We start from the raw sequence: 12,699 nt of genomic DNA on the forward strand, positions 1-12,699 counted from the left end.
CAAGAAAAAAATAAGATACCTTATTTTAGAAATAACAAAGTGATTAAAAATTTAATAGCGCTAACAATTCATTTTCATTTGAAAATAAGATAGCATCATTTATCAAAACACTTGGAACGTCAGTTTGCGGAATAGGCTGATTGGTAATGATCAAATCAAATACGCTTAAATCATAGTCAACGATTTCTTCCTCTGTGATAGCTAACATATCTGAACGAATTTTGTGTAAAGAAAGCGTTGCATGGATATAATTACCGATATATTGGCTATGATTGATTCCCATATCACTGACGACTAAGATTTTTTTAGATGATGAAATACTTTGATTGATTCCTGGATAACCATTCAATAGCCAAAAAATGTAAGAAGAAGAATGGTTGAGTAAATTGGTTTCCAATAGGGCGGAAAAGAAGTGTAATTCTGCTTGAAGTCTTGCATATAAATGGAGTTGAGTAAAGTGAATATGTCTTGCAAATAAGGTTGCTCGTTGTGTTAATTCCGTCGTATCAAATGGGATTAATTGAGAGAATAAATAAAGACAAGTCAAGAGATGCACAATAAAATCGACTGCATCTTCTGTGAGCTTCTCTGTTTGTGAAAAAGAATTAAATTTTAGATTGATTCGTATTTTTTCGCTGATATCCCTTTTTTCTTCATAAGAAAACTGCTGGAAAGGCCCTTTTTGAAAATAATAAAGAACTTCTTGATACGTAGCAATGTCTAATCCGGAAAAATACTGACATAAATAGTCATGATCTTCATGGTTGATTTTCATATGCTCAGGAGAATGTTGCTCTGGATAAAGTAGAAATCCCTGCTTCTCTCGCTCCAAGCTAACCATGAAATACATAATAAAAAAAGTGTGTTCGTAACTATTGTCACCACTAATGATATTCAGTTGGCAGTGATTACGACGCATTAATTGTTTCATTTCTTGCTTGTCGGCTTGATACGGCAGTGCGTAGTGACCATAATAAATCAAAAAGAAAAAGGTGACGAAAATCCGTAATGATAATTCACTTTCTGTGCTTGTCAATTGATAGCCTTGATCAACAACTATTTTCAGTGAATATTTCTCTAATACTTGATTACACTGTTTTATCTTTCGGGCGAAGGAGGAGCGACTGATACTGATGGCCTCACAATAATATTCAATTGTATTTCCTGGATTTTGAATAAATTCATTCAAAAGTTGGGTATTCGTTGAAGTTTGTGCCATATCCGTTAGCATCTGTAGATAAACCGAGACATTGAATCTCTCCAACCGATAGCCAAGTTTATGGGAGGTTTGAATCGTTAATGCTTTTCCCCAACGCTGTTTTATCTCTTCAACATAACGAATAAACGTAGACTCAGAACTTCCAATATATTTTGCAAGTTCTTTTTTAGTCATCCACTCGTCAGAAATGGATAATATTCTAATAATTTCTTCCATTTTCCTATAATTTTCTTCCAGTAGCCTAATCATACTTTTTCCTCCCCAACCCTTTACTTTAATGAAACAACCATCGAAAGAATGAAGCAATCTCATAAATGAAACCGCTCGGTATAAAAACTGGTGTGATTTAATTACCGGCTTCTTCGTATAATAATTATTAGATTAGAATAATGAAAAATTATGTCGTTAGCTATTCTAATTGAATTACTGACTCACAAAGGAAAGGAGAGAATAGAAATTAAATTATTGAAGAAACTTGGGATTGTTGGTGCTGTGCTACTACTTGTTTCATCTTATTTAATGCCAATTGCTGTGAATGCAGAAACTGCTGATACTGTTGAAATCACGTCAGCACAGATAACGACAGGTGAGAATAACCAGACCTCTTTACAAGTGGATCTGAAGCTTATCAATCAGACAGATACAGCATTAAAAAAGGAAATCAAGTTGACAAATGCCCGCTTGATCGATACAAAAGAACTTCAAAAAGATGGCTACTCTTACCAAGTAGAAGATCATATTCTCAGTTTAACAATTGCGAGTGGAACAAATCAGCAAATTCAACTTTCGTTAGCTGTTGATTCTCAATCCTTAGATGTTACCCAAACACCTAAGTTATTGTACGAAAAAAATGAATTTGAAGTATCTTTCATGCCTGATAAAACTGTGAGTGAAACAACTCCAAAAGAAACGGAAATAGATAGCACAACAGATAACACTATAGCAGAAGATAATGCTGTTAAGCCAACTGATGAAGAAATCGTTCGTCCTTTCGCCGAAGCAAAAATGGCTGCAGCTGCTGATCTTTCTCAAAAAGCGCAAGAGTCGATCATGCCAGAGTACACGACAGACAGCTCAGGAACTTACCCAACAGCTAGTTGGCAACCAACTAGTAATCAGCAAGTTATCAATCACCAAGGAAATAAACAAGGAAGCAGCACCGAATGGGACGGAGTAACTTCGTGGAATGGTGATCCTTTAAACAAAACGAACTCATATATTGAATACGGGGGTACTGGCGACCAAGCCGATTACGCCATTCGTAAATATGCAAAAGAAACTTCGACGCCGGGACTTTTTGACGTCTACTTAAATGTTCGGGGAAACGTTCAAAAGGAGATCACACCGCTAGATTTAGTTTTGGTCGTTGACTGGTCAGGAAGTATGAACGATAACAATCGAATCGGAGAGGTCCAAAAAGGGGTCGATCGTTTCGTCGATACTTTAGCAGATAGCGGAATTACTGACAGTATTAGTATGGGCTACGTTGGATATTCAAGTGATGGCTACAGAAATGGCACAGTTCCGATAGGTTCGTTTGACTCTGTAAAAGACCCAATCAAAAATATCACACCAAGTAGTACAACTGGAGGAACGTTTACACAAAGAGCATTACGTGATGCTGGAGATATGTTAGCAACACCTAATGGACATAAAAAAGTCATTGTTTTATTAACGGACGGTGTACCGACATTTTCATATAAAGTCAGCCGTGTTCAAGCCGAAACAGATGGTAGCTACTATGGTACGGAATTTACGAATCAACAAGATACACCAAGCAATACTTCCTATATTTCAAATAGCTACAACGCGTGTGATCAAAATAATACGAACCGTCGAATCGACAGTACGTTTGTCGCGACAATTGGCGAAGCACTAGCATTAAAACAACGGGGTATTGAAATTCATGGATTAGGTATTCAATTGCAAAGTGATCCTCGTGCTAATTTATCGAAACAAGAAGTTGAAAATAAAATGCGACAAATGGTTTCTGAAGATGAGAATGGCGATTTGTACTATGAATCTGCTGATTATGCGCCAGATATCTCTGATTACTTAGCAAAGAAAGCCGTTCAAATTGCTGGAACTGTTGTTAACGGTAACGTTACTGATCCAATTGCTGAACCTTTTATTTATGAACCAGATACTTTAAGTATTAAAAGTGTTGGCTCAGTTCAAGTTCCATCTATGCCAAGCATCACAATGGACGGAACAACGGTAAAAAGTGATGGTATTTATTTAGGTAAGCAGCAAGAAATTCAAATTCATTATCAAATTAGGCTACAAACTGAATCAGACTCATTCAAACCAGATTTCTGGTACCAAATGAATGGGCGAACAACTTTTCAACCAGTGGCAACTTCAAATGAACTTGCAGATTTCGGCGTTCCTTCTGGTAAGGCGCCTGGAGTCAAATTGAATTTCAAAAAACTTTGGGAAGAATTTGATCAAGACACAAGCAGTCGACCAGAAAATGTTACTTATGAAGTTACGCGTAAACAAGTAACAAATTCAGCGAATTGGCAGACTGGTTACATCAAAATTTTGAAACCTGAAAATGACACTAGTAACACGTGGGGAAGAACCAATATCACACAGTTATCCAAAACAGCTGATGATTCTTATGATGAAACCCTTAGTCTTCCTCAATACAACAACCAAGGGGAAAATTTCAGCTATCAGATGACCAATGAAGTTGCAGTGCCGGGTTATGACCAAGAAAAAGTAGATGAAACAACTTGGAAAAACACGAAGCAGTTCAAGCCATTAGATTTGAAAGTAATCAAAAACTCTTCAACTGGTGAAAAAAATCTTGAAGGAGCAATTTTTGAATTAACCGGAAATGGCGTGAAAACAAATTTGATTGACAACCAAGATGGTAGTTATTCGTTGCCTAAAGAAATTCGTTTACAAAAAGGGCAGACCTATACACTGACAGAGCTCCAAGCTCCGAAAGGTCATGAATTAGGTGAAAAGACAACTTGGAACATTGAGATCACGAACCAAGGTACAGTGAAGGTCGATGGAAAAGAAGTTACTACGAGTAACCAAGTAATTTCATTAGAAATTGAAAATCAATTTTCCGAGTTGCCAGTCAATATCAGAAAATACACGCTGCAAAACGGCGAACAAGTCAATCTAGCAGATGCAACATTTGAATTGCAAAGAAAAGATGAGCAAGGTATCTATCAAAAAGTAGGTACTGAAAAAACAGGCCAATCGGGGATCGCTCATTTTGTGATTGATCAATCGGGAATGTATCGAATGGTCGAAACTTCTGGTCCGCTCGGATATGACACGCTTGCTGGAAATTATGAATTCGAAGTTGATAAATACGGACAGATTCATTATGAAGGTAAGAATGTCGACGAAGAAGCAAAAGAATGGACAATATCTCACGAAAATCATTTAAAAGCTTTTGATTTGACTGTTCACAAAAAAGCAGATGATCAAACAGCACTAAAAGGAGCTAGATTCCGCTTAACTGGTCCAGATACAGATATTGAATTACCAAAAGATGGCAAAGAAACAGATACCTTCCTCTTTGAAAGCTTGCAACCTGGTAAATATACATTGACGGAAACATTTACTCCTGAAGGTTATCAAGGCTTAAAAGAACCTATTCAACTCGTGATTAGTGAAGAAGGGACAGTAACCATTGACGGAAAAGAAATCGATGATGTACTCATTACTGGTGAACAAAACAACCAAATCGACTTAGATGTAACGAACCAAGCAAAAATCCCTCTACCAGAAACTGGTGGGATTGGTCGTGTTTGGCTCTACTTGATTGCTGCAATTAGTTTAGCAACAGTCGGTGGTTATTTATTCATCAAGCAACGACCAGAAGGAGGGGTGTAACGAATGAAAAACGCGCGATTATTGAAAGTGTGTGTGTTCGTTCTTGTACTTTTTGGCTTTTCACAACAAGCATTGGCAGAAAGCAAGCAAGCAAACGTTCAGATTACTTTACACAAATTACTATTTCCTGAAGGTCAGTTGCCTACAGAACAAGAAAATTCTGGTGAAGAAGGTACCTTACTACAAAATTATCGTGGGCTCAATGATGTGGATTATCAAGTATTTGACGTAACGGATTCCTTTTATCAGTTACGTAGTGGGGGAGATTCTATTCAATCGGCTCAAACTAAATTAGCTCAAACTGGTGCTTCAGCCGGGGAGCTGGTTGCTGAAGGAACAACAAGCCGTGTGAACGGTGAAGATGGGATTTTATCTTTCACTTTACCAAGTAAAGATGAAAAGCAACGTGATAAAGCTTATCTATTTATTGAAGCTAACGCGCCAGAAGTTGTTAAAGAAAAAGCAAGTAATCTGGTCGTGATTTTACCAGTGCAAGATGCAAACGGCACTGATTTGTCGACAATCCATCTTTATCCTAAAAATGAAGAAAATGCGTACGACCTACCACCACTAGAAAAAACTGTGTTGGAGGGAGAATCTGGATTTACTGTAGGTGATGCTATTCATTATCAATTGAAGACAACCATCCCAACAAACATCTTAGATTATCAACAGTTTCGTATTTCAGATACTGCTGATCCAACGCTGACACCTTTACCAAATACACTGAAGGTATCCGTGGATGGACAAGAGTTAACTAATGGCTACACGACGAAGACGAACGCTCATGGATTTACGTTAGATTTTTCAATTCAAGAGCTCCAGAAGTTTGCGAAAAAACAACTAGCAATTTCTTACCAGATGACACTAGGAAAAGATGCGAAACCTGATACAGCTATTCTGAATGAAGGTCGTTTAGACAGCGACAAACATTCCATCACAAAGAAAACAGCTGTGCGAACAGGTGGCAAACGATTTGTTAAAGTCTCTAGTGAAAATCAATCAGAAAAACTGTCCGGGGCAGTCTTTCTCGTAAAAGACCAAGTAGGTAACTACTTACATGAATCAGCTAGTGGGTACACTTGGAACAAAGAGAAGCAAACAGCACAACAATTTTCATCTGATCGTTCTGGAAATTTTACAGTCAAAGGACTAAAAGATGGACGTTATTTCTTAGAAGAAATCAAAGCGCCTGATAATTACGTTTTAAGTCAGGAAACCATTCCATTTACGATTACAGAACATTCTTATTTATCTAATGGGCAAGAGACGATGCCTTTAAAAATCGTCAATAAAAAGATAAAACATTCAGGATTATTACCAAAAACAAATGACCAACAAACCGTTTGGTGGGGAGTAGTTGGAATAGTATTAATTGGTGTAGTGATTGGTTGGATCTTTTATCAAAAGCGAGGAGCAAAAAAATGAAACAGTTTAAAAAAGTTTGGTATTTATTAAGCACATTGTTACTGACCTTGCCACTTTTTACAGGTCTATTAAGTACAGTTCAAGCTTTCGCAGCAGAAAATAATGACACAGCAAAAGTGATTTTACACAAGAAAAAAATGACTGATTTTCCTGACCCATTGATTCAAAATAGTGGGAAAGAGATGAGTGAGTTCGACCAGTATCAAGGACTAGCTGGCGTCACATTTAGTGTTTACGACGTGACAGCAGAATTTTATGCACAACGCGAAGCAGGTGCAACAGTCGATGCTGCTAAACAAGCTGTTCAAGGGTTAACAACAGGCACACCATTTGCACAAGGTACAACCGATGCGAACGGAAATGTTCGTTTAGATTTGCCAAAGAAACAACAAAGTAAAGACGCAGTTTATACTATCAAAGAAGAAGCAAAAGACGGCGTAACTGCTGCTGCAAATATGGTCGTTGCTTTTCCTGTTTATGAACTAATCAAACAAGCAGATGGTTCTTACAAATACGGAACAGAAGAATTGACAACCATTCATCTTTATCCAAAAAATATTGTAGCCAACGATGGCGCATTACACGTCAAAAAAGTTGGTACTGCTGAAAATGAATCTTTAAATGGCGCAGAATTTGTTATCTCAAAGACAGAAGGAACTCCAAGCGTCGTAAAATATATCCAAGGTGTGAAAGATGGTCTTTACACTTGGACAGCTGATAAAATCCAAGCGAAGCACTTCATCACTGGGAAAGATTATGCAATTGGTGAAAATGATTTTACAGAAACAGATGCTGCAACTGGTGAATTGACAATCAAAAATCTTGAAGTCGGTTCTTATGTACTAGAGGAAGTTAAAGCACCTGATAATGCAGAATTAATTGAAAGTCAAACAAAAACAGATTTTACAATTGAAGCGGATAACCAAACAGCTGTAGAAAAAACAATTAAAAATGACACGTCAAAAGTAGAAAAAACAACACCTAATTTAGATGGAAACGACGTTGCAATCGGCGAAAAAATCCAATATGAGATTTCTGTTAATATTCCTTTAGGTATTGCAGATAAAGAAGGCGATGCAAATAAATATGTTAAATTCAATCTGATTGATACTCATGACGAAGCCTTGACTTTTGACAACATTGCTTCAGGTAACAATGCCTACGCACTTTATGATGGCGATACATTAATCACGCCAGCAAATTATCAAGTAACAGAACAAGAAAATGGCTTCACTGTAGCAGTTGATCCTGCATTTATTCCTTCATTGACGCCAGGCGGTACTTTGAAATTTGTTTATTACATGCACTTAAATGAAAAAGCAGATCCAACTAAAGGATTTAAAAACGAAGCCAACGTCGATAACGGACACACAGATGATAAAACACCGCCAACTGTTGAAGTTGTTACTGGTGGGAAAAGATTTATCAAAGTGGATGGCGATGTCTCATCAACACAAGCATTAGCAGGCGCTTCATTTGTCGTACGTGATCAAGATAGTGACACAGCTAATTACTTGAACATCGATGAAGCAACAAAAGCAGTCACTTGGGTAAAAAACAAAGCAGATGCAACTACTTTCACAACATCAGCAGATGGACTAGTAGATGTAACTGGGTTAGACTACGGAACGTATTACTTGGAAGAAACAGTTGCTCCTAACGATTACGTTTTATTAACAAATCGAATTGAATTTGAAGTTGATGAACACTCATACGGAACAACTGAAAACTTAGTTGCTCCAGAAAAAGTTCCAAATAAACACAAAGGAACTTTACCTTCAACTGGTGGTAGCGGAATCTACTTGTACATTGGCACAGGTGCTTTATTACTGGTTGTTGTAGGGCTATACTTTGCTAAACGCCGCAAAGAAAATGTATAGAAGCTAAGCTTGCATTAAAAAGTGAAGCAAGACTTTCGATTTGAAAAATAATCGAAGGATTCTATCTACCAAAACAATAAAAGAGCCTGAGACATTGTGCTGTCCTGGGCTCTTTTATTTATTGATCTTCATCTAGGGAGGTATCCATGAAACGTAAAAACAGACGACGAGTGATCGACAGCATAATGATTCTTTTGTTGTTCATTGGCATAGGTGCTTTAGCTTATCCTTTTGTCAGTGATGCTTTGAATAACTACCTCGATCAACAGATCATTTCTCACTATCAAACAAAAGCCAATCAAGAAAATGCGGATGCAATGGCGAAATTACAAGAAAAAATGGAAAAGAAAAATAAACAATTAGCTAAGGAAGGTGGAAATCCAGGATTAGATCCTTTTTCTGAACAAAAAAAGCCAGAAAAAAAACCAGATAAAACTTATTTTGAAAGTCATACGATTGGTGTCCTGACAATCCCAAAAATCAATGTTCGGTTACCTATTTTTGATAAAACAAATTCATTATTATTAGAAAAGGGGAGTTCATTACTAGAAGGTACTTCTTATCCTACAGGCGGAACAAGCACTCATGCAGTAATTTCTGGCCATCGAGGGTTACCACAAGCAAAACTTTTCACCGACTTACCTGAATTAACGGAAGGTGATGAATTTTATTTAGAAGTAAATGGCAAAACTCTTGCTTATCAAGTAGATCAAATCAAGACGGTTGAACCTACGGATACGCAATATCTGCATATCGAAGAAGGAAAAGATTTAGTAACGTTATTAACCTGTACACCTTACATGATCAATAGTCATCGCTTATTAGTGAGAGGGCACCGTATACCTTACACACCAGAAAAAGTTTCGGAAGGGATTAAAAAAGTTACTCAGCGCCATCAACTTTTACTGTGGGGCATTTTTCTAAGTACATTGCTCCTGATTAGTCTGTTATTGCTCCTCTTTTATAGACGACACCAACGAAAAAAAGTGCGTAAGTAATAAACGTAGCGAACGAAATGGCGCTAAATAAAATCATTTGTCCCTAATTTTTCTGGTAGAGGATTCCACTAAGCTTGTGCTTATTCGTTTTTCAGCTATTAGTTGACGATAATTCATTGAATCATTAGAATGTAAAATGAAATGATTCCCAAGATGAAAGCAAGTGAACTTGCAAGATTAGGAGGAAATCCATGATTGTCAACCAAGAACATGCAAAAAAAGCCAGTACAACACCTGAAACTACACATAGAAACAAGGAACTTTTTTTAGATAGCGCTGACCAATTTACCTTTTTCAATCGTCACTTTATCAATCCCAATGAATTAAGTCTTTCAGGAATTGAAAACAATCGTCACTTAGACACAACAGTCTTTAAAAAATATAAAAAAACTTTTTTTGAGGATTGGATTGTACCCGAAAAAGTATAAAGAACTACTAATAAAGAATTTATTTCAGTTTTTTAAAAAATAAAAGAACGGAGTGGAGAATTTCATGAAAGAATTTTATTATTGGCTAGACGAGTGGGGACGTAATGATAAAATGCGGTATATTTTTCTTATTGCATTTCTTTCTGGATACTCGGTCAATAAAGTAGATTCCTTTTTTCACATCCCTGAATTTTTCCACTTCTTATTTATTTGCGGAGCCTTTTTATTAGGTGCGAGTATTCGCGCAACTTTTTATTACAAAAAACACCCGCGTAAAAATTCTCAGCAAAAAAATTGACTATTCACCCTTGCATAAAACACCTGAAACGAATCATTGGTTTCAGGTGTTTTATTCTTCACTGTAATAAATCGTTGTTCGGATGTTTTGTTCATGATTCCCAAAGGTATCTCCAAATAAAGTAACACCTCCTTGATTAACCGCTCCTTCATCCACAGCAATTTTAAACCGATAAAACGGTTGATCTTCGATACCTAGATCAACTAATCGGACCTCTGAAATTTTGATTCCATCAATTCCAGTATCAGAATTAGTGATGCGTAAATGCTTTAAAAGTCCATACTGACTAAAACGATTCTTCCACCAAGCAGGTGTTAATTTCCCCCTGACATCTGAAAAATTTCCAGGACAAGTCCAAGTACCCAGCTTGATTCCATTAATGTAGAAACTAATGTCACTTGGCCAGTTATTATTTGATTCTGGAAATTCTGAGGAGATTTCAAAGGAGATCTCCAATAGTTGGAGCATCGAAGCAATTGGTGCTTTATTAGGAATAATGTATTCTACATACCCGCGAGAAAACCATAAAAGAGCAGCTTCTGATCGATGTTCATCAACAAAAGACTGTGGCTCATCTAACAAACCAATAATCGTTTCCGTATTTGCTAGTCCACAAGTGGGCATGACCATAAAGTCGGAGAATAAGCCTAGTCGAGTTTCGGCAGTTGCTTTTTGAAAAGGTAAAAAAAGTTTTTGAGGAAAAACAATTTCTACTCGATCAAGCGCCAACGAAAATAAGCGCTTGTGCTGCCCATCATCATTTAGACAAGAATCATCAAGTCGAATCAACTGACAATCTTCTAGTAGACGAACATGTCTTGAGATAATTGCCTTACTTAAGTTAAGTTCCTTTGCAAGTTCGGTGACAGTTAAACCTCTTTCTGCTAGTAATTGCAAAATTGCTAACCGCGTTTCTGATGCCAATGCTTTATAAGTTGGTAAAGAATGTTGATCTAAATATAATTCCATCTTAATAATTCCTTTCATAAATAATTTAGTTATGTATGTAAGTAAACTATATCTCCGCTAAAGAATTCAATTACCTAATCGAATTGTTAACTGTAGGGTTAACAGACCCTATAGAAAATAAAATGCACTCGTTAACTTCTCAGTTGAAAGTGGCTCGAACCTTGCTAAACTTATTGACGCCTCCCTTTGTTCAAGCTAATATTTTCACTTGTAAGCGCTTAATACTATCGATAGGAAACCAACTCAAAAGGAGAGTGTCCAAAGTGTACTACAAAAGAATCATCAAATTCGTGGGGATTGCCATTTTAAGTTTTAGTTTGGTTGCTTGTGGCAAAAGTTCAGAAGGTTCAGCCAAAACCGAAGAAATTCGAATCAGCTGGTGGGGTGGTGATGCGCGGAATAAGGTCATGCAAGAAGCCATCACAGATTTTGAAAAAGAAAATCCCACAATCAAAGTCAAGGCAGAGTTTAGTGGGTACGGAGGTTATCAAGAAAAAATGACGACACAACTATCTGGTGGCACAGCACCTGACGTCATTCGTTTAGATTCGATGTGGCTAAATCAATACAAAAACCAACTTGTTGATTTAGAGACTCTCTCAAAAGAGTTAGCCATTTCTACCAATTTTTCTGAAGAGTCCTTGGTTTCGCTAAAATATGACAATCATTTGTTAGGGTTACCATTATCAACCAACTATCGTCCTTTGTTGTACAACAAAACAGTCACAGATAAATTCAATATCGAGGCACCTCAGTCTTGGGAAGATTTAATTGCCATGCGGGAAAAATTACCAGATGATTATTATCCGGCTGCGAATTTTTTTGGTGCTAAGTATGGTTCCCCAATTGTTCTCTTTCAACTTGTTGCGCAACAAACTGGATTACCCATTTCAGATGAGAATGGCAAGTTAAATTACACAGAAAAGGATTTCCTTACACTGATCGATTTTTATCATCAACTCGTTGAACAAAGAATCATTCCTTCTAAAAAAGATGTAGACAATGCAGGAACTATTGAAGGCGCGCCAGCACCAGCGTTACTTGAAGGAAAGTGGGTAACCCTCTTTGAATTTATTGCCAACGTGAATACCATCAAGAGTCAGTTGGAAGAACAAGGATTTGAATTAGCACTAGCAGGTTACCCTTCAATGAACAATGAAAAATCAACTGGGGTCTGGACGAAACCATCAATGGTTTATTCTATTCCAACCTCTAGTAAACACCAAAAAGCTGCTGCAAAGCTAATCAATTACTTAATGAATAATTCAGAAGCAAATAAAATTCAAAAATTAGAAAATGGCGTACCTGATAGTGAGAGTGGTAAGCAAGCTTTAGAAGAAAGTGGATTGATTACGCCATTAGCAACAGAAATTTTAGCGGAAGGCGAGAAGAAGGTCGATACGAATCTATCTACCATGTATCGTTGGGATACTGCCAAGTTAAATGATGCAACTTTAGATATCATTACTCGCTTGGATTATGGGAAAATCGACACTAAGCAGGCTGCAAAAGAATTTTACCAAGCATTCAAAGAAGAGGAAGACTCCGTGAACTAAGCGAGCTATGTTTTAAAGCACAGCAAATTATGTATCTGGTTCCTTAACTTTTATAGGAGGAA

The 12,699-nt window shown here is 37.0% G+C and carries 9 protein-coding genes; 7 read left to right on the forward strand and 2 right to left on the reverse strand.

Annotated features, from left to right (window positions below; all coding sequences use genetic code 11):
- Window positions 1-43 precede the first annotated feature (43 nt).
- Window positions 44-1,468, reverse strand: coding sequence for an AcpB/EbpR/MafR family transcriptional regulator (locus AC4BC3_RS06300; protein WP_490467264.1), 1,425 nt, complete (start codon window positions 1,466-1,468; stop codon window positions 44-46).
- Between the two features lie 150 nt (window positions 1,469-1,618).
- Between AC4BC3_RS06300 and AC4BC3_RS06305 the strand changes: the two genes are divergently transcribed.
- The 6 genes from AC4BC3_RS06305 (at window position 1,619) to AC4BC3_RS06330 (ending at window position 10,112) form a co-directional block, all read left to right on the forward strand.
- Entirely contained in the window at window positions 1,619-5,080 is a 3,462-nt protein-coding gene (locus AC4BC3_RS06305; RefSeq protein WP_490467265.1) for a SpaA isopeptide-forming pilin-related protein, read from the forward strand.
- 3 nt (window positions 5,081-5,083) lie between these two features.
- Window positions 5,084-6,508 carry a SpaH/EbpB family LPXTG-anchored major pilin gene (locus AC4BC3_RS06310; RefSeq protein ID WP_490467266.1) on the forward strand — a complete coding sequence of 475 codons (1,425 nt, stop codon included), beginning with the start codon at window positions 5,084-5,086 and terminating at the stop codon, window positions 6,506-6,508.
- Entirely contained in the window at window positions 6,505-8,388 is a 1,884-nt protein-coding gene (locus AC4BC3_RS06315) for a SpaH/EbpB family LPXTG-anchored major pilin (protein ID WP_490467267.1), read from the forward strand. Before AC4BC3_RS06310 ends, AC4BC3_RS06315 begins: the two co-directional genes overlap by 4 nt.
- A 146-nt stretch (window positions 8,389-8,534) precedes the next feature.
- The gene (locus AC4BC3_RS06320; RefSeq protein ID WP_490467268.1) at window positions 8,535-9,386 is read left to right on the forward strand and encodes a class C sortase; all 852 of its coding nucleotides are present in this window, start codon (window positions 8,535-8,537) and stop codon (window positions 9,384-9,386) included.
- 191 nt (window positions 9,387-9,577) lie between these two features.
- The gene (locus AC4BC3_RS06325) at window positions 9,578-9,814 is read left to right on the forward strand and encodes a hypothetical protein (protein ID WP_490467269.1); all 237 of its coding nucleotides are present in this window, start codon (window positions 9,578-9,580) and stop codon (window positions 9,812-9,814) included.
- A 64-nt stretch (window positions 9,815-9,878) separates the two neighbouring features.
- Window positions 9,879-10,112, forward strand: coding sequence for a hypothetical protein (locus tag AC4BC3_RS06330; protein WP_206907899.1), 234 nt, complete (start codon window positions 9,879-9,881; stop codon window positions 10,110-10,112).
- A 51-nt stretch (window positions 10,113-10,163) separates the two neighbouring features.
- Here the strand turns inward: AC4BC3_RS06330 and AC4BC3_RS06335 are convergent, their stop codons facing one another.
- Window positions 10,164-11,081: an ArsR/SmtB family transcription factor gene (locus AC4BC3_RS06335; protein WP_206907901.1), complete on the reverse strand. Its 918-nt coding sequence runs from the start codon at window positions 11,079-11,081 to the stop codon at window positions 10,164-10,166.
- Between the two features lie 263 nt (window positions 11,082-11,344).
- Here AC4BC3_RS06335 and AC4BC3_RS06340 point away from each other — a divergent pair, with 263 nt between their 5' ends.
- Window positions 11,345-12,637 (forward strand): extracellular solute-binding protein, encoded by a 1,293-nt coding sequence (locus tag AC4BC3_RS06340; protein ID WP_206907904.1) that lies wholly within the window; start codon window positions 11,345-11,347, stop codon window positions 12,635-12,637.
- The last annotated feature ends 62 nt before the right edge of the window (window positions 12,638-12,699 follow it).

The organism is Enterococcus sp. AAFC-DPL-6103, from assembly GCF_058216595.1.